The sequence below is a fragment of the Erwinia billingiae Eb661 genome (assembly GCF_000196615.1).
Classification (GTDB): Bacteria; Pseudomonadota; Gammaproteobacteria; order Enterobacterales; family Enterobacteriaceae; genus Erwinia; species Erwinia billingiae.
Map to the genome: position 1 here is coordinate 1331550 of NC_014306.1, position 21490 is coordinate 1353039.

Annotated in this window: 25 protein-coding genes and 1 pseudogene; 14 read left to right on the top strand and 12 right to left on the bottom strand. The window is 53.3% G+C overall.

All coding sequences use genetic code 11. The features are described 5' to 3' along the window. Positions 1 to 4: 4 nt before the first annotated feature. Both EBC_RS07505 and EBC_RS07510 read right to left on the bottom strand, forming a co-directional pair. Positions 5 to 757, bottom strand: coding sequence for an NAD-dependent epimerase/dehydratase family protein (locus EBC_RS07505; RefSeq protein WP_013201192.1), 753 nt, complete (start codon positions 755 to 757; stop codon positions 5 to 7). Positions 758 to 900: 143 nt separating this feature from the next. Further along, the gene (locus tag EBC_RS07510) at positions 901 to 1797 is read right to left on the bottom strand and encodes a LysR substrate-binding domain-containing protein (protein ID WP_173363023.1); all 897 of its coding nucleotides are present in this window, start codon (positions 1795 to 1797) and stop codon (positions 901 to 903) included. 87 nt (positions 1798 to 1884) lie between these two features. On the opposite strand from EBC_RS07510, the gene EBC_RS07515 reads away from it, so the two are divergent. Next, positions 1885 to 2187: a carboxymuconolactone decarboxylase family protein gene (locus EBC_RS07515; RefSeq protein ID WP_041691938.1), complete on the top strand. Its 303-nt coding sequence runs from the start codon at positions 1885 to 1887 to the stop codon at positions 2185 to 2187. Between the two features lie 5 nt (positions 2188 to 2192). Beyond that, positions 2193 to 2579, top strand: a complete 387-nt coding sequence (locus EBC_RS07520; RefSeq protein WP_013201195.1) for a tautomerase family protein — start codon at positions 2193 to 2195, stop codon at positions 2577 to 2579. A 115-nt stretch (positions 2580 to 2694) separates the two neighbouring features. Here the strand turns inward: EBC_RS07520 and EBC_RS07525 are convergent, their stop codons facing one another. Further along, positions 2695 to 3450, bottom strand: a complete 756-nt coding sequence (locus EBC_RS07525; protein WP_013201196.1) for a DeoR/GlpR family DNA-binding transcription regulator — start codon at positions 3448 to 3450, stop codon at positions 2695 to 2697. Positions 3451 to 3536: 86 nt separating this feature from the next. On the opposite strand from EBC_RS07525, the gene EBC_RS07530 reads away from it, so the two are divergent. Together EBC_RS07530 and EBC_RS07535 are read left to right on the top strand one after the other, a co-directional pair. Continuing rightward, a complete protein-coding gene (locus tag EBC_RS07530; protein WP_013201197.1) occupies positions 3537 to 4136 on the top strand; it encodes an NUDIX hydrolase in 600 nt (199 codons plus the stop codon). Next, on the top strand, positions 4129 to 4491 hold the full coding sequence (locus EBC_RS07535; protein WP_013201198.1) for a DUF4406 domain-containing protein: 363 nt from the start codon (positions 4129 to 4131) through the stop codon (positions 4489 to 4491). Before EBC_RS07530 ends, EBC_RS07535 begins: the two co-directional genes overlap by 8 nt. Before the next feature lie 107 nt (positions 4492 to 4598). Here EBC_RS07535 and EBC_RS07540 read toward each other — a convergent pair whose 3' ends face one another. The 4 genes and pseudogenes from EBC_RS07540 to EBC_RS07555 form a co-directional block, all read right to left on the bottom strand. Further along, the gene (locus tag EBC_RS07540) at positions 4599 to 5147 is read right to left on the bottom strand and encodes a glyoxalase superfamily protein (RefSeq protein ID WP_013201199.1); all 549 of its coding nucleotides are present in this window, start codon (positions 5145 to 5147) and stop codon (positions 4599 to 4601) included. 182 nt (positions 5148 to 5329) lie between these two features. Beyond that, on the bottom strand, positions 5330 to 5740 hold the full coding sequence (locus EBC_RS07545) for an ASCH domain-containing protein (protein ID WP_013201200.1): 411 nt from the start codon (positions 5738 to 5740) through the stop codon (positions 5330 to 5332). Between the two features lie 375 nt (positions 5741 to 6115). Further along, a pseudogene (locus tag EBC_RS07550) lies at positions 6116 to 6304 on the bottom strand (GNAT family N-acetyltransferase); the annotation flags it as partial. A 61-nt stretch (positions 6305 to 6365) separates the two neighbouring features. Continuing rightward, the gene (locus EBC_RS07555) at positions 6366 to 7154 is read right to left on the bottom strand and encodes a sulfite exporter TauE/SafE family protein (protein WP_013201201.1); all 789 of its coding nucleotides are present in this window, start codon (positions 7152 to 7154) and stop codon (positions 6366 to 6368) included. Between the two features lie 107 nt (positions 7155 to 7261). Between EBC_RS07555 and EBC_RS07560 the strand changes: the two genes are divergently transcribed. Further along, positions 7262 to 8029 carry an AraC family transcriptional regulator gene (locus EBC_RS07560; RefSeq protein ID WP_013201202.1) on the top strand — a complete coding sequence of 256 codons (768 nt, stop codon included), beginning with the start codon at positions 7262 to 7264 and terminating at the stop codon, positions 8027 to 8029. A 22-nt stretch (positions 8030 to 8051) separates the two neighbouring features. On the opposite strand, the gene EBC_RS07565 is transcribed toward EBC_RS07560, so the two are convergent. Beyond that, positions 8052 to 8522, bottom strand: a complete 471-nt coding sequence (locus tag EBC_RS07565; RefSeq protein WP_041691939.1) for a GNAT family N-acetyltransferase — start codon at positions 8520 to 8522, stop codon at positions 8052 to 8054. A gap of 121 nt (positions 8523 to 8643) precedes the next feature. Beyond that, on the bottom strand, positions 8644 to 9285 hold the full coding sequence (locus EBC_RS07570; protein ID WP_013201204.1) for a GntR family transcriptional regulator: 642 nt from the start codon (positions 9283 to 9285) through the stop codon (positions 8644 to 8646). 69 nt (positions 9286 to 9354) lie between these two features. On the opposite strand from EBC_RS07570, the gene EBC_RS07575 reads away from it, so the two are divergent. The 4 genes from EBC_RS07575 (at position 9355) to EBC_RS07590 (ending at position 12399) form a co-directional block, all read left to right on the top strand. Continuing rightward, positions 9355 to 9840, top strand: coding sequence for an OsmC family protein (locus EBC_RS07575; RefSeq protein ID WP_013201205.1), 486 nt, complete (start codon positions 9355 to 9357; stop codon positions 9838 to 9840). Positions 9841 to 10141: 301 nt separating this feature from the next. Next, positions 10142 to 10822 (top strand): type 1 glutamine amidotransferase domain-containing protein, encoded by a 681-nt coding sequence (locus EBC_RS07580; RefSeq protein ID WP_013201206.1) that lies wholly within the window; start codon positions 10142 to 10144, stop codon positions 10820 to 10822. 136 nt (positions 10823 to 10958) lie between these two features. Then, a complete protein-coding gene (locus tag EBC_RS07585) occupies positions 10959 to 11714 on the top strand; it encodes an alpha/beta fold hydrolase (RefSeq protein ID WP_013201207.1) in 756 nt (251 codons plus the stop codon). Between the two features lie 79 nt (positions 11715 to 11793). Then, positions 11794 to 12399: a TetR/AcrR family transcriptional regulator gene (locus EBC_RS07590; protein WP_041692234.1), complete on the top strand. Its 606-nt coding sequence runs from the start codon at positions 11794 to 11796 to the stop codon at positions 12397 to 12399. A 63-nt stretch (positions 12400 to 12462) separates the two neighbouring features. Here the strand turns inward: EBC_RS07590 and EBC_RS24680 are convergent, their stop codons facing one another. Then, a complete protein-coding gene (locus EBC_RS24680; protein WP_013201209.1) occupies positions 12463 to 13092 on the bottom strand; it encodes a response regulator transcription factor in 630 nt (209 codons plus the stop codon). Between the two features lie 407 nt (positions 13093 to 13499). Here EBC_RS24680 and EBC_RS07600 point away from each other — a divergent pair, with 407 nt between their 5' ends. The 4 genes from EBC_RS07600 (at position 13500) to EBC_RS26235 (ending at position 18851) form a co-directional block, all read left to right on the top strand. Next, a complete protein-coding gene (locus EBC_RS07600) occupies positions 13500 to 14852 on the top strand; it encodes an MFS transporter (protein ID WP_013201210.1) in 1353 nt (450 codons plus the stop codon). Then, complete coding sequence (locus tag EBC_RS07605; RefSeq protein WP_041691940.1) at positions 14830 to 16173, top strand: enolase C-terminal domain-like protein; 1344 nt, start codon at positions 14830 to 14832, stop codon at positions 16171 to 16173. Before EBC_RS07600 ends, EBC_RS07605 begins: the two co-directional genes overlap by 23 nt. Before the next feature lie 9 nt (positions 16174 to 16182). Beyond that, a complete protein-coding gene (locus tag EBC_RS26010; RefSeq protein WP_013201212.1) occupies positions 16183 to 18558 on the top strand; it encodes a beta-propeller fold lactonase family protein in 2376 nt (791 codons plus the stop codon). A gap of 164 nt (positions 18559 to 18722) precedes the next feature. Next, the gene (locus tag EBC_RS26235) at positions 18723 to 18851 is read left to right on the top strand and encodes a hypothetical protein (RefSeq protein WP_256372207.1); all 129 of its coding nucleotides are present in this window, start codon (positions 18723 to 18725) and stop codon (positions 18849 to 18851) included. 20 nt (positions 18852 to 18871) lie between these two features. Here the strand turns inward: EBC_RS26235 and EBC_RS07620 are convergent, their stop codons facing one another. Together EBC_RS07620 and EBC_RS25960 are read right to left on the bottom strand one after the other, a co-directional pair. Next, complete coding sequence (locus tag EBC_RS07620) at positions 18872 to 19183, bottom strand: hypothetical protein (RefSeq protein WP_013201213.1); 312 nt, start codon at positions 19181 to 19183, stop codon at positions 18872 to 18874. Positions 19184 to 19308: 125 nt separating this feature from the next. Continuing rightward, complete coding sequence (locus tag EBC_RS25960; protein WP_167738400.1) at positions 19309 to 19461, bottom strand: hypothetical protein; 153 nt, start codon at positions 19459 to 19461, stop codon at positions 19309 to 19311. A 316-nt stretch (positions 19462 to 19777) separates the two neighbouring features. Between EBC_RS25960 and mqo the strand changes: the two genes are divergently transcribed. Then, positions 19778 to 21430, top strand: a complete 1653-nt coding sequence (gene mqo / locus EBC_RS07625; RefSeq protein WP_013201214.1) for a malate dehydrogenase (quinone) — start codon at positions 19778 to 19780, stop codon at positions 21428 to 21430. The last annotated feature ends 60 nt before the right edge of the window (positions 21431 to 21490 follow it).

Genomic DNA, 21490 nt, shown 5'->3' on the forward strand with positions numbered 1-21490 from the left:
CCGGTTAGCGGAAAAGCTCCGGCCCGGGATAAAACTCACGGAAGGCATCATCGACCGGCTGGTAACCCAGCACCTTGCGGGTCTCGGACAGATCGAATCGCTTAAAGCGGTTATCTGAAATGCCGTAGCCGATAAAGAAGGTTATATCCCTCGCTTCAATCGCGCAGGTGATGAGCTTCACGGCATCTTCCGGGCTGAGCCAGGCGCTGTAGTCGCGGGCATTGTTGAGTGCATCCGCATGTCGGGTTTCAAAGGCGCCGATCCTGAGCGCGACAGATGACAGGCCATGTTGAGTGGCATAAAAAGAACAGAGTGCCTCGCCGTAGCATTTGGTGACGCCATACAGATTGGCCGGCGCGACGGCCATACCCGGAGAGATTTGCACGTCAACCGGATATCCTTCAATGGTCTGGGCACTGCTGGCAAAAACAAAGCGACGACATGTGGTGGCAGCCGCCGCTTCCAGCAGCCAGGTGATGGAGAGGATGTTGGCCGGCAAGAGCTGTTCGAATTCCGCATCGGCTTCTGGAATCCCGGCCAGGTGCACGATCGCATCAGGTGGCTCAGCGGACAGCAATTTTGCAGCCGCACCCGGCGTCGACAGATCCGCGGCAATAAACCGGTGAGGTGATTCGATCTCATAGTCCGGTACGTTCCGGTCAGTAAGAATAAAGTTATAGGTCTCGCGCATCTTATTAAAATAGGTGCGCCCAATACGGCCGCTGGCACCTGTAAGCAGAATTGTTTTTACCGTCATCGTGCCGGATCCCTTGTTTCGTTAATTCATCATCGGGCTGATACCAAACGAGTTTAGCTCGGTCATGGCGGTCTGTAAGTCTGAGCCGCATGGAATTATGGCAAACAATCCGCCGTGATGAAGGTCAGGGATAAAAGTAATCTTTACTTCACGCTGAGCAGAGCCTGCTCCATCAGGTGTCCCAGTACCGTCCGCGCGTCAGCATTCGCTTCATTCCGTTGTCCCTGTTGTAGCGTAATCCCCAGATTCCCCGGCGAAGGCAAAATGCTGCCCGTCACGCGCAGATTACCCGGCATCCCCACGCGCGTTCGCACGGTAATCCCCAGTCCTGCCTGAACCGCCGCCCAGATACCGCTCAGGCTGTGGCTGACAAATACCACCCGCCAGGGAATGCCAGCCCGGTCCAGGCAGGCGAGGGCAGGTGTGCGCATTAGGCACGGGCTATCAAACATCACCAGCGGCAAGGGTTCGCCATGCTCCAGCAGCGTGCTGACGTCAAATTCTGCATGCTGTATCCACTCAAGCGGGAAGTGGCTAATCAGTTTTCCCTCACGCTGTGCGTTCGCCGGCTGCCATAACAGCGCCATATCCAGAACGTTGTTATCAAGCGCATTAAGCAGCGCCTGGTTGCGGTCCACGCGGGCAATAATCCGCATTCCCGGATGGTGGCGTGTAAACTCGCCGAGGATGCCGGGCATCAGCGACTCGCCAAAGTCTTCCTGCAACCCAATGCGGATTTCCCCCTGTAACAGCTCGCCTTTCACTGCACGCTGCGCCTCATCATTCAACGCCAGCAGCCGACGGGCATAACCGATTAAGATTTCTCCGTTAGGGGTTAGCATCAGATGGCGTCCGTTCTTAACCACCAGTTCGGCGCCGCATTGATGTTCCAGTTTCTTCAGCTGCGCGCTGACTGCGGAGGTGGAACGACAAAGCCGGGTTGCCGCCAGCGCAAAACTGCCGCACTCGATGCCGGTCACAAAGCTGCGCAGGGCATCGAGATCCAGGGTCAGACTTAACTTTTCCATAATCATCCTGATAAACGGGACTTATGATCGCGTTTAATTTGATTTTCAGGATGAAAGTATTTCGTCAGACTCGCTTCACTGTCAATAAGGAGAAAGATGATGGCGAAATCCCTCAATCGGGAAACCCTGGCAAAGCTGGCGCCGAAGCTGGCCGAACTGAGTCAGGAGATCCTTTTCAATGATATCTGGAAACGTGAAGCGCTGACGCCGCGCGAACGCAGCCTGCTTACGCTGGGTGCGCTGACAGCGCTGGGCCGCGTGCAACAGTTACCCTGGCATATCGATTTCGCGCAACAAAATGGCCTGACGCGTGAACAGATCGTCGAAGCCTTCACGCACCTGGCATTTTACGCTGGCTGGCCAGCCGCAGTTTCTGCCCTGACCTGTCTGGAAGAGGAATAACAGAGATGCCTTTTACGCGAATCATATTGCGCCAGGGATACAGCCACGTGCAGATAATGCAGATCTCCGACATCCTGCAACAGAGTCTTGAGCAGGAGTTTGCCGTGCCGCCCCGCGATCGCTTTCAGGTTTTCGAAGAATTGCCTGCCAGACTCCGCGTGTTTGACCGCCATTATAAAAGTGGCGGACGTAGCGATAATTTTATTCAGTTTCATATCCTTGCGGGCAGGCCGCGTTCATTTGCACAAAAGCAAAACCTGAGCCGCGTATTGTGCGACAGGCTGCACGGTGGCCTGAATATTGATCCGGATGATGTGATGATAATGATTCAGTTTAACAGCGCCGAGGAGTGGAGTTTCAGTCAGGGGCGGATGCTGTCTGAAGAGCAATGACGATCGCCATACAACCAGGCTGGTGGGGAATGATGGCGTTAGTTAGCGCGAATTGTTCTGCGCTAAAACTAATCCAGGCCGTTAATAGCCTGAACACCCTGCAGAGTCGTTGCAATTACGCTTTCATCACCGTGACGCCTTTTTCTTCAATGCTGCGAACCCAATTCTCATCGGCTCCGCTATCCACCACGATCGTGTCGATCAACCCGAGGTCACCAATAACAAAGGGTGACGCGGCGTTGATCTTTTCAGGAGAGACCAGCACGACCGTTTCTGCCGCTCTGCCGGAAAATGCACGTTTGATGCACGCTTCTTCGTAATCACCGGTGGTTAATCCCGCCTCGGCATGGACGCCGGTGACACCCATAAAGAAAATATCGGCCTGAATTTTGCCAATGCCTTCAATTGTTGCTGCACCCACGGTCACAACTGAGTGTTTGAATAGCCGTCCGCCAATCAAAATCACCTCAATTGAAGGGTGCTCAATGAGCCCAAGGGCAATGCTCGGGCTGTGCGTGACCACGGTGATGCGCAGGTCATCAGGGAGACAGGCAATGAGTTCTGAGGTGGTGGTGCCGCCATCAATAATCACCACCTGGCCTGAAGAGATCAGTTCTGCCCCTTTTTGCGCAACCTTCCTTTTAGCATCAGTTTTTAATGACTTACGCTCGGAAAATGTGGCGGTGGCTGAAGATGAAGGCAGCGCACCTCCGTGCACACGCTGCAAACGGCCTTCCGCGGCAAGCTCGCGTAAATCACGCCGAACGGTGTCTTCTGAGACCTCAAAGCGAACACTCAGATCCTTCGAGAGCACCTGTCCTTCCTTCAGAAGCTGTTCAAGGATGCGTTGTTTCCGTTGGCTGGTGAGCATGTCATTATTCCTGGTTTGCACGATATTGCTTGAATTTGCACGAGTGTGCTGCTTATGATGATAATCCTACGTATGGAGGAGGTAGTATGCAACCAAAACGTGCAGAAGTACGGATCGTCGACGAAAAAATTCTTTCCGATGATTGGTATTCTTTAAAGAAATACACCTTTGATATTCAACGGCGAAACGGTGACTGGCAGCAACAAACGCGTGAGGTCTACGATCGGGGCAATGGCGCCACCGTACTGCTCTATAACCGTGAGCGGGAAACGGTAATCCTGACTCGTCAGTTTCGTTTTCCGGTATTTATGAATGGTCACGAGGGTTATCTGATTGAAGCAGCGGCCGGTCTGCTGGATAACATGGACCCTGAAAGACGCATAAAAGCGGAAGCCGAAGAAGAAACGGGTTTCAAAATTTCTACGGTACAGAAAGTGTTCGAAGCCTATATGAGTCCGGGGTCGGTTACCGAAAAACTCTACTTCTACATTGCTGAATATGATGCAGGTGACAAGACCAGCGCGGGCGGTGGAATAGAGGCTGAAGGGGAAGACATTGAAGTGCTGGAAATGCCCCTGAAAGACGCGCTTGCCGCAGTCGAAAATGGCCTTATCGTTGATGGTAAAACCATCATGTTACTTTATCACGTGGCATTAAAAGTCATTTTACGAGGTTACGATGAATAAGCAGCTGATTATTATCGCAGGTCCCTACCGTAGCGGAACCGAAGGAAAACAAGCGCTGATTGACGCTAATCTTGCCCGTCTGGAAAAGGCCGCGCTGGAGGTTTATCAGCGAGGACACATTCCGGTCATCGGCGAATGGCTGGCGTTACCGCTGGCGAAAGCCGCAGGTTCAGAATCTATCGACGATGAAATAGGTGAGGCGATGATCTATCCGGTCGCGCACCGGCTTATCACCAAGTGTGATGCCCTGTACCGTATTGCAGGCGTTTCAAAAGGTGCCGATATGGATATCGAAATAGCACGGAAACACGGGCTGGCAATTTATACCCGAATTGAAGATATCCCCTTAGCCTGATTGAGTCGTTCAACAACGCCTGTAGCTAAAGCGGGCAGGGCTAAGTTCATGCCTGGTTTAATAAGGGGAAAGCGCAGGTGGCGATCCCCACATTTACTCACTACGAATTAGCTTTGACAGAAGCGCAGCCGGTTGCCAAACGGATCATAGACTTCCATCACATCGCCCCAATCTTGCTGCACTATTTCCGGGCGGCCGTAACCATATTGTTTACCGTGTAGTTCATCTCTGAACGACGCAATATTCTGCATCGGGATAAATATCGTTGCGCCGGGGCTGGCGTCACCATGATGTTCAGAGAGGTGTAGCTGCAAACCCTCGCGGACAATGCCCATATACAGGGGTAAGTTCGGCTCGAACCGGTGTTCAAATTCGACGCTGAACGACAGGAATTCAAGATAGAACTCACGGGCTTTTCGCTCATCAAAGCTGCGCAGAATAGGGATGGGTTTACTGAATTGAATCTCTGAGGGAGTGATATGCAGGGGTTCTGCCGTCTGAGAGGGCAGCGTTGCAACAGCGGTGTTCCAGTCGCGATAGCCCAACTGGTGTGAAACTGTTTCGAGTGCGGTGGCATAAGAAATCTTTTGATCGCGCAGCTCAAGTGAAGCTTTTAGCTTTGCGGCCATGTTTTTGGCCTGCTCGATAGATAGCATCTTGTCTCCTGTCGTCAGGTATTGAGGGGCTCGCATTACCATATCCCAACCATCAAGAGTGATTTAATCAATGAGGTTGAGGACTAACATGCTTTCACCATTTCCTTCAAGGAAGCGAGCGGCAGGCAGCGTGTGGTTGTTGGATGTTGTGGTAAAGATGCGTGACGGCAAGGTTTTCGTGATTACAGAATTTCACTCACCACAAACTCTTCTGCCACAAGCTCCATATCGTCAGAGAAAAAGCCAGCCCTTGTGAAAAAAGCCTTATGCTCTCTTCTCCAGTATTCGAGGCTTAAATCTCCTTCCCCCTCTTTCCTGGCAAACTCTTCAGTCACTTCAGAGAAACGTACCAGCCGAAGCGAAACTACTCGGATAACACATACCGGCGTGCCTTGTCCGTCCAGGACAATATTATAACTGCCTATTTTTGGTGAAGGTTCGTCTGCCTGGAATGAGGCAAGCGAGCCGCATGATGCGGTTTTAACCCCTTTAACAACTAAGCTTGCAAGCTCGTTTGCCATCTCAGGATTGTCCCCGAACGACCATGCTTGAGCATCCGGATATTTCGCGTTTAGCTCATCAATTAAACTCATTTTAAAATCCTTTTATCACCGTGAGTTGAGGGCTGAATTTAGCACGGTTTAACGGGTGGTGAACTTTGGGTAGACGCGAGATGCATAGATAAATGGAATTGGCTTTTCTGTTACTCACAAAGCACGGTGTACCCACACCCCAATCGGATACAGCAAATACAGAAAGATGGCGATTTGCATCCCTCTTATAAGCCAGCGGGCGTGCCGCCACTGGTGACGTTCTTTCTGATTGGCTTGTTGAATACTTTTTTGTATCTGATCCTGAGCTGTCATAACGTCGTCCTGAACGGGTGAGTCGGGTCATTACCTGAATTTTTAGCATAGCGATATAGATGCATACAGCAAGTTGTCTTGAGGGTATTAAACTGATTTTTATACGCCAACCAGTAATCCGTCTGCATAAAAGCCTGATAGTTTTTCACCGGGTTTATCGAAGCGGTTTTGCCCGTTAAGCCAGTTATCTTCCAGCCTGCGCAGCATGTTAAATCCAGCGGCGATACTTTCCGCTTTCAACTCCAGGAAACCGCTATAGTCCGGGGTAACATCCTCGATGGTGACATTCATCAGTAATGCCCTTCTGTTTTAAGTTTACGGACGATGATCTGAATGTTGAATCAGGCGTACTTTAGATCAGCATCGCCAGCAGGACCACGCACAGTAGCAGCACATAAACGCGCGCATGCCAGATATCCGGTACCGCGGGGATGTTGCTGCGGCTAAATACACTACCCGCCCAACCGGTTAAAACCAAAACAGCTAATATTTTCAGGTTGATGAAGCCAAGATATCCGCTTGCCGGCATGTGATGCCAGCCGCTTATCGCGTAGGTCGTTGCACCGCAAAGGGCCACCGGCAGTGAAAGCGGGTTGGCGGCACTAATGCAATCGCGCATTGTGTGGCCGTGACGGCGCAACAACGGCACCGTCATCACGCTGCCGCCCAAGCCCAATAATGCGGCAATCATCCCAATCAGTACACCGCCGCCCGTTACGGTTACAGGCGCTAAACGTCGGGGGGCGCTGCCGCCAATGAATCCTTTGCGCAGCAGGCAATCAGCAATCGCCACCACCATATAGACAATAAACAAGCCGCGAATCAGCGCCTCGCCGATCGTTCCTGCCAGCCATGAACCGGCTACCGCCCCAATGGCGATAAACCCTAACAGCGGAAAAAGAATTTGTGATGAAAGCTTACCCGCGCGCCAGTTGCGATAGCTGACCCAGCCCGCGTTAAAAATCATCACCGCCGTCGAGGTGGCCACGGCGATATGCAACGCATTACCCGCAACATCAGGCTGGCGCAGCAACAACTGGTAGACAAACGGCACCACCACAAAGCCACCGCCAAAGCCAAACAGCACGGTAGTGATGCCGGTGGTAAAACCGGCCAGTGCGATAATAACAATATCGTTCAAGGGAATTTCCTGATGGGAAATAATGCAGCAGCTTATCGCGCTGGCGACTCACTTCCCATTTGCGCAGCGCTCGATTACCCTTGCAAATCGGTCAGAAGGGGGCAGATGTGCGCAACGGAAAAATTGACGATTACGATCATCTGGATCGTGACGTGGTGTCGCTCGGCAATGACTATGCGCAGGGATTTATCCTGCAGCACCATCAACATCGCCGCGCGCAGCTGTTGTATGGCGCAACCGGGTTGATGCACGTATCCACCCTCGACGGGGAATGGGTGGTGCCGCCGCAGCATGCGGTGTGGATCCCGCCTGAAACGCTACATGCCGTCAAGTTTGTCGGCGTCAGCACGCGCAGTATCTATATCGAACCTGCCTGCGCGGCCGCGTTAAATAAAAACAGCCGCTGCGAAGCGATCGGCGTATCGCCACTGTTGCGGCAGTTATTGCTGGAAGCGGTGGATTTGCCGCCGCTGTATGACAGCGAACGCGACAGGGCGGTGATTAGGTTGATGTTGCTGGAACTGGCGGCAATGCCGGTACGCGAGTTTGATATTCCCCTGCCGCAGCAGCCTGCACTATTGGCGCTTTGTCAGGCTTTTTTACTCGCGCCAGCCATCCACGATCCGGCCGAGCGCTGGGCCAGCGCGCTGTTTATGAGCGCCAGCACCTTTCGCCGCCATTTTCTGCAGCAGCTCGGCATGTCATTTTCTGCATGGCGTCAGCGAGCCTGTGTGGTCAGCGCGTTGGCACTATTGATAACCGGAAAGTCGGTCAAGGAAGTGGCATTGTTACTGGGTTATGACAATGGCTCATCCTTCGCAACGATGTTCCGCCGCGTTACCGGGCAGCCTCCTTCACATTATCATCCGAACTAAGTGCTGGCGCATCGCAGCGGCTTTATGACTGCTGTTTTTTTCCATCAAGGTAAATATCAGGACGGGTGATGGTCCACGCATAATTTTCTTTATTGACGGGTGCATAGCCTAACTTCTCATAAAGCCATGGCGCCGTGGTTGTGAATAACACAATCCTGCGAAGCTGCTCAAAAACGGGATGGTTATGAATGCATTCCATCAGCCATCTTCCCAGCCCATCCCCTTGATATTCGTCCAGTACGTAGACATCGCACAGATAAGCGAAGGTGGCGTAGTCCGTAATCAGACGCGCAAAACCAATCTGCGATTGATGGTGATACATGCCAAAGTTGAGGCTGTTATCAATTGAAGCAGAGACGATGTCGGGAGCAATGCCTTTAGCCCACGTTGACCGGGTCAAATACTGATGCACGGCCGATACATCCAGCTTTTCTTTGTCCGTGCTAACAAGATAGTCATTTTCACGCCATTCATGTATTGCTGAAATGCTCACGCTGATGTCTGCCAGGAAGATGTCGGGGAAATTAAACCTATCATAAAATAAGCAAACCAGACGTTAAAAATCGCGTAGGCTCTGTTGCGATAATTTTTTAACTGACAGAAGCCTCTTTCGATTACCGATTGGCAATATAGCTTTTCAGAACCTGCCCGGCTGAAAGTATATGTTCAACGGTACGGTCGCGCGCAGCAGCGGGATCGTCTTCCAGGCAGGCCTTTAAAATAAGCGCATGTTCATCCTGAAACTTAGCCGTTTCCGACAGCAATCGATGCTGTAGGTGTTCATATCTCTCTACCTGCTCGCGTAGTTCAGTAATCATCTTCAACAGGCGTTGATTTTTACAGCGTCGATAAAGCAGTTCATGAAATTCCCGATTGTACTGTCCCTGCAACGTTGATTCTGTCGCGCTACCCAGAAGCTTGTGCACAAGCTCTGCGCGCGTAAGGGTTTCGGCATCCATGTTTTGCACGCTGTGGAAGATCGCATCGCCTTCCAGTAATGCCCGAAGTGGGTAAATTTCGTCAACGTCGCTGGCCGTAAGGGTTCTGACAACGGCTCCCCGGTTTCGGTAAACGTCTACCAAACCTTCCCGCTCAAGTTTCTGGATCGCTTCTCTCAGCGGGATGCGGCTGACAGAAAACTGGCTGGCGAGGTCTCTTTCAACAAGGCGATCGCCATCCCGCAACGCGCCGGTGTTAATTAAAATTTTAAGCTCACGGGCAAGCATGTCCGCAGTTGAAAGGATAACCGTACTCATAAAACCTTCTTTACCTGGTCGCTAAATGGTATACCATTATGCCACATTCAACGCCGGAGCGTGAAATTTATGCAACACACCTATTCGTCACACCTGTCCTGGACGGGAAATCTGGGGACCGGGACATCGGGTTACCGTTCTTATGCCCGCACATGGGACATTTCAGCCGCTGGGAAGGAAATCATTCATTGCTCTAACGATCCGCTACTGGGTGGCGACCCCGGTAAAATGAATCCGGAAGATCTGCTGATATCGTCTCTTTCTGCCTGCCATATGCTGTGGTATTTGCATCTGGCGTCGGATGCTGGCATCACCGTGCTGGAATACGAGGACTCACCGCAAGCAACGGGTGAGGTTTTAAAGAGTGGTGCAGGCCGCTTCATATCAGCAATCCTCAGACCCAAAATTACTGTGGTAGCCGGTACAAATATTGATGCTGCAACGGCTATTCACCATGAAATCCATAAAGTGTGCTTTATTGCCAGGTCCGTAAATTTCCCGGTGACCTGTGAGCCTGAATTTATCCTCTCTGAGGACGTGCATTCTTCGGAGTAGGGCCCGGTATAAACAACGCCGCTTTCGAAAGGGTTTTGATTTTCCTGAAAACGGCGATATGGCTTTTAACGGATGCTTGCTCTTTGCCAGAGGCTCTTGCAGCACCTTCCAAAGAGCTCCTGCAGCCCCTTCCAAAAAGCGCCAGTCACAGCCCATCTAAACCTTTTTGGAAAAACCTCTAGACGACTGGTCTAATTGTTGTTAGTTTAACGCCATCGCACCGACATGCGGTCGACATTTACCCCATTACAAGACGACTGGTCTAATTCAGTCAGCTAACCTAACTTGCAGGAGAGTAACGATGAAAATTCTTATGGTCTTAACCTCACACGACAAACTGGGTGATACCGGACGTAAAACCGGCTTCTGGCTGGAAGAGCTGGCCGCGCCTTACTATGCGTTTAAGGATGCCGGCGCCGAAGTCACGCTGGCTTCACCGAAAGGCGGCAACCCACCGTTAGACCCGAAAAGTAATGAACCGGATTTCCAGACTGACCAGACCCACCGCTTTGAAGCTGACGCCGCGGCTGTGGCCCAACTGGCTGCAACGGTCCGTCTCGACAGCGTGTCATCCGCAGATTACGACGCCGTTTTCTATCCAGGTGGACACGGTCCGCTGTGGGACCTGGCTGAAGATAAACACTCCATCAGCCTTATCGAATCTTTCCTCGCGGCGAACAAGCATGTTGCACTGGTATGTCATGCGCCAGGCGTGCTGCGTCACGTCAAAACGCCAGCGGGAAAACCACTGGTCGAGGGCCGCAAGGTCACCGGATTTACCAACAGCGAAGAAGAAGGGGTAGGGCTGACCCAGATTGTGCCTTTCCTGGTTGAAGACGAGCTGATCGCCAAAGGCGGGATCTATTCCAAAGGGGAAGACTGGGGTTCATATGTGGTGAGCGATGGCCTGCTGATCACCGGTCAAAACCCAGGATCTTCGGCCGCAACTGCAGCCCAGCTGATTAAGCAATTAGGTGCATAAAGGGTAATCACGCCGGAGGGGCGCAGGCTAAGCGCCCCAAGGCAAAGGATTATCCATAACGGTCCATCAACTTATCGGGCTGTCAGACGTTCTCTCAGAGCGTCTGGCTCAACGTCACCATTGAAGGAAAATCATCATGTTTAAAAAATCTTTGACCACGCTGGCATTAAGTCTGGCTTTGTCTGTCTATGCGCAGTCGTCTGTGGCTGAGCCGGTAAAAAACATTGTTTTGGTTCACGGGGCTTTTGTTGATGGATCGGGCTGGAACCCGGTGGCGCGCATTCTGGATAAAGCGGGCTATAAGGTGTCGATAGTTCAGGAGCCGCAAACCTCACTGGCGGATGATGTTGCGGCCACCCGGCGCGTTCTGGCACTACAACAGGGAAAATCGTTGCTGGTGGGCCATAGCTACGGCGGGATGATCATCAGTGACGCGGGAAATGAGGCTTCTGTCGCGGGGCTGGTCTATATCGCTGCGTTTCAGCCTGAGCAAGGCGATTCCTTGCTGAGTCTGGCAAAACAAATGCCGGCAGCCGCCCAGTCAATTACCGAAACAGCGGATCACTTCCTCTATATCAAACCGGAAAACTTCCACGCTGACTTTGCAGCAGATTTACCCGTTAAAGAGACGGATTTATTGGCGCGTTCCCAGGTGATGCCTGCCGTCGCCGCATTTACGGCTGCCGCTGGCGTTCCTGCCTGGAAAACCAAGCCAAGCTGGGCGGTTGTTGCCACGCAGGACAGGGCGATTAATCCCGAATTAGAGCGCTTCATGGCGAAACGTGCTCACAGCACCGTGACGGAACTGAAGGGCAACCACGCCATTTATGCCTCACAGCCGGAAAAAATTGCGGCAGTGATTGAAAAAGCGGCGAAGAGTTTATCTCAGTAAACAAAGAGTAAGCCTGCGAGGCGGTAACAGCGCTAACCTGTCTATAGACGACTGGTCTAGCCCCTGATAAATTATGCCGATGAATACGACAACTTCACTCCATAATCATGAAATCCGCGATCACATCCTTGCTACCGGCCAGCGCATTATGGCCGGTAAAGGATTCTCTGCCGTCGGATTGAATGAAATACTCAAAGATGCCGGTGTGCCAAAAGGCTCTTTCTACCATTACTTTGGTTCGAAGGAAGCGTTTGGCGTGGATATGTTGAGCCACTATTTTGATGACTATCTGGCGGATATCGACAGAACGCTGGGCCAGCCGGGTCTGACGATGGCGCAGCGACTGATGAACTACTTCCAGCAGTGGCAGGCGTCGCAGTCATTTTCTGATTGTCAGGGTAAATGCCTGGCGGTGAAGCTGGGTGCTGAAGTTGCCGACCTGTCGGACAGCATGCGCTTAGCGTTGGATGCGGGCACGTCTGGCATCATCTCACGCCTGTCGGAAGCGTTAGAAACGGGTGTCGCCGAGGGATCGCTTGCCATCGACGAGCCGCCTCGCACCGTGGCAGAAAGCCTCTATCAGCTTTGGCTGGGCGCAAGCGTCATGGTCAAGATTGTTCGACATACCGGCCCGTTCGACTCAGCCATGATCACCACCCGAAAAATTATTCATATCACCCCTTAACCGGGGGATATGCCTTCGTAAAGGCTCTTACCCCTTCCCAACGCCGCTCACAACCGACCGTGTCTATTTTATTCTCTGCAACATATCGAGTTTGAATAGTTTGTTGTGCAGTTCAACAACGTTGCGGCAGCCCAGCTTCTTCATGATGTTTTGTTTGTGGCTGCTGATGGTTTTATTGCTGCGCGAAACAATCGGCGCTATTAGCTTGTTGGTTTTTCCGCGGGCCATCAGTTCAAGCAGCCTGAACTCTAATGGCGTCAGCGTTTTGTGCTCGTCCTGATTATATTTCCATACCATCGCTTGTGAAGAGCTGTTAAAAGGATGCCCGCTGGCACCGGCAAATATGCATGCAGCCAACTGCTGGACGCTGTCATTTTTCATCACCATATTGCAGTGCGGAACATGTTGCAGAACGTACTTTATCAGCACCGGGTCAGCGATTTGGGTGAATATAATCAGCCGGATATGTGGCCAGCGCAGGTTAAGCTGCGTCAGGAATTTTACGCAGCGGAAGAAGGTATCCTTGCTGGTGGCCAGTTCGGCGATCACCACCTGAACTGAGTGAATTTCGAGGGTAAATTCAAGCTCAGTCATGTCCGGGCAGCAGAATGTGCGGATATCCCTGGCCTCAAAATAATCAGCGATGCCTTTGCAGCAAAAGGCATCACTGTCGAGCACGGCAAGTGTAAACATGGCGAGGACTCCGTGACAGTAGGTCCCGTCATTACACCCCTAAGATTAAGGGCCAGGAATCAACCATTACTGAAGATGTTGTAAGGCCTTTCCGAGTTTGGTTTAAGCACGTTTTTTTTGTTAGATACTCCGTAATGAACTCTGATGACAAGCCAGACACAGGTTCAAGGTATTCGATCTCTTATCGCTCACGATTGTTTAGCCGTTTTAGCCTGGACGTTGCCGGTATTCCCCCAGTGAGCCAGCGCACAAACCGGGACTAAAGTCTCCGACAATAATTAACATAACAGCATGATTTGTAACAAGTGCAGGGCATTTGCCTAACTGTTATCGGGCAATGTCACATAGGCGCGGGTCAACTCTGCTGGGTATACCTATAGCGGTGCTCTTAACCCTACAGGTGACGCATGACCCAACAACACGCTGAATTATCAGCCGATCACGATGCGCATATCGCGTCCGCCATCGGCAAGTTCTTCCGCCGCATCATCCCGATGCTGGCCGTGATGCTTATCGTTAACCAGATTGACCGCGCCAACATTGGCTTTGTTAAGGCCGAATTGCAAACCGATGCCGGCATCAGCGCCGCCGCCTTTGGCCTGGGCGCTGGGCTGTTCTTTATCGGCTATGCGCTGTTTGAAGTGCCAAGCAATATGATGCTGAAAAAAGTCGGCGCACGGGTATGGCTGACGCGCATCATGATCACCTGGGGTCTGGTGGTGGTGCTGACCGGCTTCGTCAGCACGCCGCTGCATTTCTATCTGCTGCGCTTCCTGCTCGGCGTCGCCGAGGCGGGCTTCTTCCCGGGCGTGCTGTTCTATTTTCGTCAATGGGTGCCGAATGCCTGGCGAGGACGCGCGACGGCGATGGTGCTCAGCGCGACCGCCAGCGCCTTTCTGTTTTCCGGTCCGCTGACCGGTGCCATCCTGATGATGCACGATTTTGGCGGCATCGCAGGCTGGAAATGGGTGATGTTTCTGGAAGGCGGCGCGTCGATAGTCATCGGTTTGCTGGCGGCCATGGTGCTGGTGTCGAAACCGGACGGGGCGAAATGGCTGAGCAGCGCGGAGAAACAGGCGCTGGCACAGCAGCTGGCGCTGGAAGATGCCGCTCGTGAAGAGCATGCGGTAACCCAGGGCCGCTGGGGATTAATTACCGACCGCAGCCTGTTAACGTACTGCCTGATCTTCTTCACCATGACCATGACCGGCTACACGCTGGTGTTCTGGCTACCGCAAATTATTCAACGCATTCAGGGCTTCAACAGTTTTGAAACCGGACTGCTGACCGCCGTTCCGTGGCTGTTCGCCATTGTGGCGCTGTTTCTGCTGGGCAAAGCCACCGACCGCTATCGCCATATGCTCGATAAAGGGCTGGGTATCGCCATGCTGATCGCCGCCTGCGGCACCTTTATGGCCACGCTGGGCACGCCATGGTTTGGTTTTGTGGCGATGATTGTTGCCTGTATTGGCTCCAAGGTCAGCGCCGCCTTCTTCTGGCCGATGCCGCAAAGCGAATTGCCGTCATCGATAGCTGCCCCCGGCATTGCGCTGATCAACTCCATTGGCAACCTTGGCGGATTCTTTGCGCCAACGGTGTTCGGCTACCTCGAAATGCATACCGGCAGCACCACCGGCGGGCTCTACGCGCTGACCAGCGTCTCCGTCGTGACCGGCCTGTGGCTGCTGCTGCGTCGCAAACCTGTTCCCCCGGCATTTGGTCATACGGAGACAAACCATGTCAGACAGTCCAGTCATTAAATCGATGCGCATTGTGCCGGTTGCCGGTTACGACAGCATGTTGCTGAATATTGGCGGTGCCCATAACTGCGTTTTTACCCGCATTATCGTGATCCTCACCGATTCTGCCGGACACACCGGCGTTGGCGAAACGCCCTGTCATGCCTCAACCCTGCAGTTGCTGGCGCAGTTTCGCCCGCTGATTGAAGGCAGTTCGCTGCTGCGGCTGAACGCGACGCTAAGCCAGCTGTTCAGCAGCGACGCGCGTCAGCAGCAAACCTCGCATACCAACGACATTCATATTCCGCAGATGAATCCGGAGAAGTTTTATAACGCCGCCGCCGCTATCGAAGCGGCGTTGTTGGATCTGCAAGGCAAGCTGTTTAACCTGCCGGTGGCGGATCTGCTGGCCAGTGGCAAACAGCGCGATCGTATTCCGGTGCTGGGCTATCTGTTCTATATCGCCGACCGCAAGCTGACCAATATGCACTATCGCTCGGGCGATAATGAGCAGGATGGCTGGTTCCGCCTGCGGCATGAAGCGGCGATGGACAGCACCGCCGTGGTGCGGCTGGCCGAAGCGGCGGTTGAGCAGTACGGCTTTCGCGACTTCAAGCTGAAAGGCGGCGTGCAGGCGGGCGAAGTGGAAGTCGAAACGGTTGAAGCGCTGCTGTCGCGTTTCCCCGAGGCGCGGGTGACCGTCGATCCCAACGCCAGCTGGTCGCTGGAGGAAGCGATTCGCTTTGGTAAACAGCTGGCCGGTAAGGTGCCCTATCTGGAAGATCCGTGCGGCGCGGAGCAGGGCTATTCCGGTCGGGAAACGCTGGCCGAATTCCGTCGCGCCACCGGCGTGCCGGTGGCCACCAATATGATCGCCAACGACTGGCGACAGCTGCATCATGCGCTGCAACTGAATGCCATCGACATTCCGCTCGCCGATCCGCACTTCTGGACGATGCGCAATGCCAACGTGGTGGCGCAGCTGTGCAACGAATGGGGACTGACCACCGGCTGTCACTCCAATAATCACTTTGATATCTCGCTGGCGATGGTGGCACACCTTGGCGCAGCGGCACCGGGCGATCGCCAGACCGCCTTTGATACCCACTGGATTTGGCAGGATGGCCAGCAGCTGACGCGTCAGCCGCCGCAGATCCGCGATGGCTACCTGGAATTACCGCCGGGCCCCGGACTGGGCATCGAGTTGGATATGGAACGCGTTGAGCAGGCGCATGCGTTGTATAACGCGCTGCCGGATAAGAATCGCAACGATGCGTTGGGAATGCAGTTTTTGATCGACAACTGGCGCTATGACGCCAAACGACCGTCACTGGTACGCTAAGGAATAAGCATGCAGAAAATAATACGTGCAGCGGCGCTGTTAGCGTCGATCGCCGCCAGCGCGCCAGTGATGGCGCAAACCTTTGTCTACGTTTCGGAAGCCGATGATGGCACCATCGCGCGCTACGCGCTGAATGAGCAAACCGGTGCGCTTAACCTGCTGGGACGCACCAAAACCGCCGGCAAAGTGATGCCGATGGCACTGAGTGCCGATCGTACCCAGCTCTATGCGGCCATCCGCAGTAAACCGCTGCAGCTGGAAAGCTGGCATATCGACAGCAAAACCGGCGATCTCAGCCCGTCCAGTTCTGTTAGCGCCGCCGCCAGCTATCCCTATATCAGCACCGATCCGCAGGGGCGTTTTCTGCTGGGCGCGTCCTATGATGGCGACGTGGTGCACGTCTACCGGCTCGCCAGTGACGGCAAGGTGATTGCGCCGCCGGTTGGCAGCTTCAAGACCGGTCACGCGGCCCACTCGGTGATTGTCGATGCCCGTGGGGAAAATGCCTACGTTGGCAATCTCGGCACCGATCGGGTGCTGCAGCTGAAGTTAAGCGCTACCGGCGAGCTGACGGCCCTTGGCAACGGCTATGTCAAAACGGCCGCTGAAAATGGCCCGCGCCATTCGGTGCTGTCGCCGGATAATCGCTTCCTCTACAACATCGGCGAGATGGGCGGCATCATCACCCAGTTCCGCCGTGAAGCCAGTGGCGAGCTGGTAAAAGTGGCGGAGACGCCGAATGCGGTGGCAGAAAAACACCATCTGGAACATGGCAAAGAGCGCCCGGCTAACTACAGCGACCCCACGCCGCGCATCTGGGCCGCCGATATCCGCCTGACGCCGGATGGCCGTTTTCTGTATGTTAGCGAGCGGACCAGCAGCACCATCAGCGGTTATCGGGTGAATAAGGCCGACGGCACGTTGACGCTGATTGATAGCTGGCAGGTTGAGAAACAGCCGCGCGGTATGGCGATTACTTCCGACGGTCGCTGGCTGATTGCCAGCGGGGAGAAGAGTACGGTTACCGGCAGTTATGCCATCGATCCGCAAAGCGGGGCACTTAAGCGCGTTGGTGAAGCACCGGCCGGCCGTGATGCGAACTGGGTGACGACGGTGACCTATGCGGAACACTGTACGCCGGAAGATTTTGGCGGCAAGGCGGATGGAAAAACGCTCAATACCACTGCCATCCAACAGGCGATTGACCAGTGCAGTCAGCGCGGCGGCGGAACGGTTCAGCTGTCGCCAGGACGCTGGTTAAGCGGCCCGCTGCAATTGCAGAGCAATATCACGCTTCAGATTGATCAAGGCGCCACGCTGCAAGCCAGTAATCAGGAAGGAAAATTTGTTAACGCCTTTATTGGCCATCCCGCCAGAGTGAATGAAGCCTTTATTTACGCCAGCAACGTCAACAACGTGGCGATAACCGGCGGCGGCACGCTGGATGGCGACGGTGAAAAAAGCTGGTGGCCGCAAGCATTGAAAATCCGCGCAGAGGTGAGAGGGGGCAATCCTAAAGCCTTTACCGATCGCTTCCCTGGCATTCCGTTAGCCAACGGCGCACCGCGTCCGTGGTTTATCGAATTCAACAACGTCAGCCACAGTAAGATCGAACAACTGCACCTGACCAACTCGCCGATGTGGAATATTGTTATCCGCAACAGCGCCGATATTACTGTGCAGAACGTCAGGATAACCAATCCCGTCAGCTCGCCAAATACCGACGGCATGGACATCGTTTCCTCGCGCAATATCACCGTGTCAAATATGGATATTCATACCGGTGACGACAATATTGCCATCAAGTCCGGGCTGGTTAACGGCACGGCTGCCGCCTCGAAGGACATTACTATCGAGGATTCGGTGATGCGGGATGGCCACGGTATTTCTGTCGGCAGTGAAACCGCCAACGGCATCGGCAAGGTTACGATTAATCACGTCACTTTCCTGAATACCGAAAATGGCGTGCGCATTAAATCAGCCAGAGATCGGGGCGAGAATATCGGTCCGCTGATCGCCAGTCATCTCACCATGACCAATGTGGTGACGCCGGTGCTGGTGACCAACAGCTACAGCGGCCAGGCAGGCGCACAGGGCCACACGCTGACCCAGCCGATTGAAACGGCTGCGGTCACCGCCTCCACACCAAAAATGAAAGGGATACATATTTCCGACCTGATGGCGACGAAAGCCAGCTATGCGATGATTTTCAGTGGCCTGCCGGAATCACCTGTTGAAGACGTCACGCTGAATAACATCCGCATTGATGCGCAGTATGGCGTGCAGGCAAGGTATGTCAGCGGGGAAGGGAAGAACATCACTCTCACCGTGAAGGAAGGCGAGACGCTGGCAAAAGGCCCGGATACCTCGCTCACACTAAACTGACCCGGCTTGCTCCTTCTGGACCCAATTCGTCCTAAAAGGAGCCGGTTTTTTCGCCAGAAAACAGCGTTGCACAAACTTTGAAACCATCCAGCTGACGCAGAGCATAGGGATATGCTGGATCTGGGGTTATCTTATGTGCAGGCATGTTGCCTGGAGGGGAGTTTATGAAGACAGTGATCGTGATATTAGCCTGCCTGGTGCTGTCCGGGTGTGGTGCAGGGATGGCTTCGCTGATTCCTTCCTCAGATGTGTGCCCGAACGGCATCGACAGCGTAACCGGGCAGTGCCGTTAAGAAAAACCGCCGTATCGGGATTAGCTGTGTTGGATCCTGATATCGGCGTCGGTCATTTTCCCCAGCAGTTGCTGTTCCGACACCAGCGGACGCCTGAAATCAACCGACTCGCCGGACAAACACACCGTGCGTAAATGGCGGTTACAGATAAACCAGATTTCATCCCGGTCATTCGAGAGAATGTAATACGCGTCGGAGGTTTCGGACGGATTGTAGCAACCCAACGCCCGGTAAGCCGTTTCGCTGTTGAATCCACTTTGCAGCGGAAGAGGGCGAGGACCGTTTTCCATTTCCTTCACCTTCAAATACAAGCCTTGTTCCAGCCAGAGCATAAGTCACCAATGGGTTTGCAGAAGTCCTGTAATTATAACCAGCCTCTCTCTGTTCACCCCGTCTGTGACGTTAATTGCCAACTCTGTCACAGACGAGACAAATTTATTGCCTTTAAAGCCGTTATTTACCGATCCTGGTAGGGATCTTTCTTGTGATCTTCACTGTCATCACGGGTTCGTGGGATCTCGCCATGTTCATTGGGATTATCTTTGGCAGGATGCTGGCCTTTCTCGTTGTCTTTTGGCTTTTTTTCATGCTCATGCGTTTTATCAGACATGCTTAACTCCTTCTTTTCCAGAAGTATTAAGAATAGACGATAAATGCCACAAATCTGGCTAAAACCCTACGCTATTCACGGATATTGAGAGGGCGATCGATGAATAATTCACTCAGGCGAATTAAGGATAATTACCGCATTAACGCAAATTAATCTTGTAAACTTACGTAATAAGTTCAATGCATTGATATTTAACAAATTTTAATTAAAGTAAGTAAAGAAAGCTTATTTGTAGTTAAAGGTATCTGTGATTTGTTAACAAAATTATTAAAATATTCCCCTAATTTTTTAATAATTGTTGAACTAAGTTACTCATATGTCGCAAACAAAAAAAGTTATTCCTGCTGTCTCGCTTCTGGCCCTGCTTGTCTGCTCCAGCGTTCACGCTGAAGAAACGGAAAAGACCGATGTCCTGCTGATTGGCGGCGGCATTATGAGTGCTTCTTTAGGCACCTTGCTGCACGACCTCCAGCCTGACTGGAAGCAGCTGATGGTTGAAAAACTGGATGGTGTTGCGCTCGAGTCCTCTAACGGCTGGAACAACGCCGGTACCGGTCACTCCGCCAACATGGAGCTGAACTACACGCCAGAGCGCCCGGACGGTTCCATTGATTACAGCAAAGCGCTTGAAATCAACGAAGCCTTTATGATCTCCCGCCAGTTCTGGACCACTCAGGTGCAGCGCGGCGTGCTGAACAATCCGCACTCCTTTATCAACTCCACGCCGCATATGAGCTTTGTCTGGGGTGACAAAAATGTCGACTTCCTGACCAAACGCTACAAGGCGCTGCAGGAAACCACGCTGTTCCAGGGAATGCAATTCTCTACCGATCAGAACCAGATTAAGAAGTGGGCACCGCTGATCATCGAAGGCCGCGATCCACAGCAGAAAGTGGCCGCGACCTGGACGCCAGTCGGCACCGACGTCAACTACGGTGAAATTACCCGTCAGCTGGTCGGCAGCCTGAAGAAGAACGACAACTTCAAGCTGGAAACCTCGACCGAAGCGACTGACTTCAAACGCAATGCCGATAACTCCTGGCACGTGACCGTGACCGATGTGAAAACCGGCAACACCCACGCCGTTGATGCGAAATACGTCTTTATCGGTGCCGGTGGCGGCGCGCTGAAGCTGCTGCAGAAAACCGGTATTCCGGAAGCAGACAACTATGCTGGCTTCCCGGTGGGCGGTTCATTCCTGGTGACTGAAAACCCGGACATCACCCGTCTGCACGGTGAGAAGGTTTACGGTCAGGCGTCCGTTGGCGCGCCGCCAATGTCCGTTCCGCACCTGGATGCGCGTTTCCTTGACGGTAAGCGTGTGGTGTTGTTTGGGCCGTTCGCCACCTTCTCCACCAAGTTCCTCAAGCAGGGTTCATTCCTCGATCTGCTGAGCACCACCACCACCAAAAACGTGATTCCAATGACCGACGTCGGTCTGGATAACTTCGACCTGGTGAAATACCTGATTGGTCAGGTGATGTTGAGCGATGACGACCGTTTTGCGGCGCTGAAAGAGTACTATCCTTCTGCCCGTAAAGAAGACTGGAAACTGATCCAGGCCGGTCAGCGCGTGCAGATCATCAAGAAAGATGCAGACAAGGGCGGCGTACTGAAGCTGGGCACCGAAATTGTCACCGACCAGCAGAAAACGCTGGCTGCGCTGCTGGGTGCTTCACCAGGCGCATCGACCGCTGCACCGATCTCGATCAACGTGATGAAAAAGCTGTTCCCTGAGCAGTTCAACTCGCCAGAATGGCAGAGCAAAATCCGCACCATCGTACCGAGCTACGGCCAGGAGCTGAATGGCAACGTGGCACTGACGCAGAAAGTGTGGAATGACACGGCTGCGGCACTGCAGCTGACCACGCCGCCGGTGATCAACATGAACAACGTTGATAAAGATGCGGTAACCAAACCTGCCGACCATAAATCTGTGGTCACTGGCCAGCACGATATGGCGCTGTAAGCCTGAGTGTCCTGAAGCCCCCAACGTCCGCGTTGGGGGCTTTTTCGTTTCTGGCATCTG

Coding starts and splice junctions, on each gene's coding strand:
- EBC_RS07590 (WP_041692234.1), top strand. CDS start 11,794: ATGAATACGACAACTTCACTCCATAATCATGAAATCCGCGATCACATC.
- EBC_RS07585 (WP_013201207.1), top strand. CDS start 10,959: ATGTTTAAAAAATCTTTGACCACGCTGGCATTAAGTCTGGCTTTGTCT.
- EBC_RS07525 (WP_013201196.1), bottom strand. CDS start 3,450: ATGCTCACCAGCCAACGGAAACAACGCATCCTTGAACAGCTTCTGAAG.
- EBC_RS24680 (WP_013201209.1), bottom strand. CDS start 13,092: ATGTTTACACTTGCCGTGCTCGACAGTGATGCCTTTTGCTGCAAAGGC.
- EBC_RS26235 (WP_256372207.1), top strand. CDS start 18,723: ATGAAGACAGTGATCGTGATATTAGCCTGCCTGGTGCTGTCCGGGTGT.
- EBC_RS07600 (WP_013201210.1), top strand. CDS start 13,500: ATGACCCAACAACACGCTGAATTATCAGCCGATCACGATGCGCATATC.
- EBC_RS07535 (WP_013201198.1), top strand. CDS start 4,129: ATGAATAAGCAGCTGATTATTATCGCAGGTCCCTACCGTAGCGGAACC.
- EBC_RS07620 (WP_013201213.1), bottom strand. CDS start 19,183: ATGCTCTGGCTGGAACAAGGCTTGTATTTGAAGGTGAAGGAAATGGAA.
- EBC_RS07605 (WP_041691940.1), top strand. CDS start 14,830: ATGTCAGACAGTCCAGTCATTAAATCGATGCGCATTGTGCCGGTTGCC.
- EBC_RS25960 (WP_167738400.1), bottom strand. CDS start 19,461: ATGTCTGATAAAACGCATGAGCATGAAAAAAAGCCAAAAGACAACGAG.
- mqo (WP_013201214.1), top strand. CDS start 19,778: ATGTCGCAAACAAAAAAAGTTATTCCTGCTGTCTCGCTTCTGGCCCTG.
- EBC_RS07580 (WP_013201206.1), top strand. CDS start 10,142: ATGAAAATTCTTATGGTCTTAACCTCACACGACAAACTGGGTGATACC.
- EBC_RS07520 (WP_013201195.1), top strand. CDS start 2,193: ATGCCTTTTACGCGAATCATATTGCGCCAGGGATACAGCCACGTGCAG.
- EBC_RS07530 (WP_013201197.1), top strand. CDS start 3,537: ATGCAACCAAAACGTGCAGAAGTACGGATCGTCGACGAAAAAATTCTT.
- EBC_RS26010 (WP_013201212.1), top strand. CDS start 16,183: ATGCAGAAAATAATACGTGCAGCGGCGCTGTTAGCGTCGATCGCCGCC.
- EBC_RS07545 (WP_013201200.1), bottom strand. CDS start 5,740: ATGAGTTTAATTGATGAGCTAAACGCGAAATATCCGGATGCTCAAGCA.
- EBC_RS07515 (WP_041691938.1), top strand. CDS start 1,885: ATGGCGAAATCCCTCAATCGGGAAACCCTGGCAAAGCTGGCGCCGAAG.
- EBC_RS07575 (WP_013201205.1), top strand. CDS start 9,355: ATGCAACACACCTATTCGTCACACCTGTCCTGGACGGGAAATCTGGGG.
- EBC_RS07570 (WP_013201204.1), bottom strand. CDS start 9,285: ATGAGTACGGTTATCCTTTCAACTGCGGACATGCTTGCCCGTGAGCTT.
- EBC_RS07505 (WP_013201192.1), bottom strand. CDS start 757: ATGACGGTAAAAACAATTCTGCTTACAGGTGCCAGCGGCCGTATTGGG.
- EBC_RS07540 (WP_013201199.1), bottom strand. CDS start 5,147: ATGCTATCTATCGAGCAGGCCAAAAACATGGCCGCAAAGCTAAAAGCT.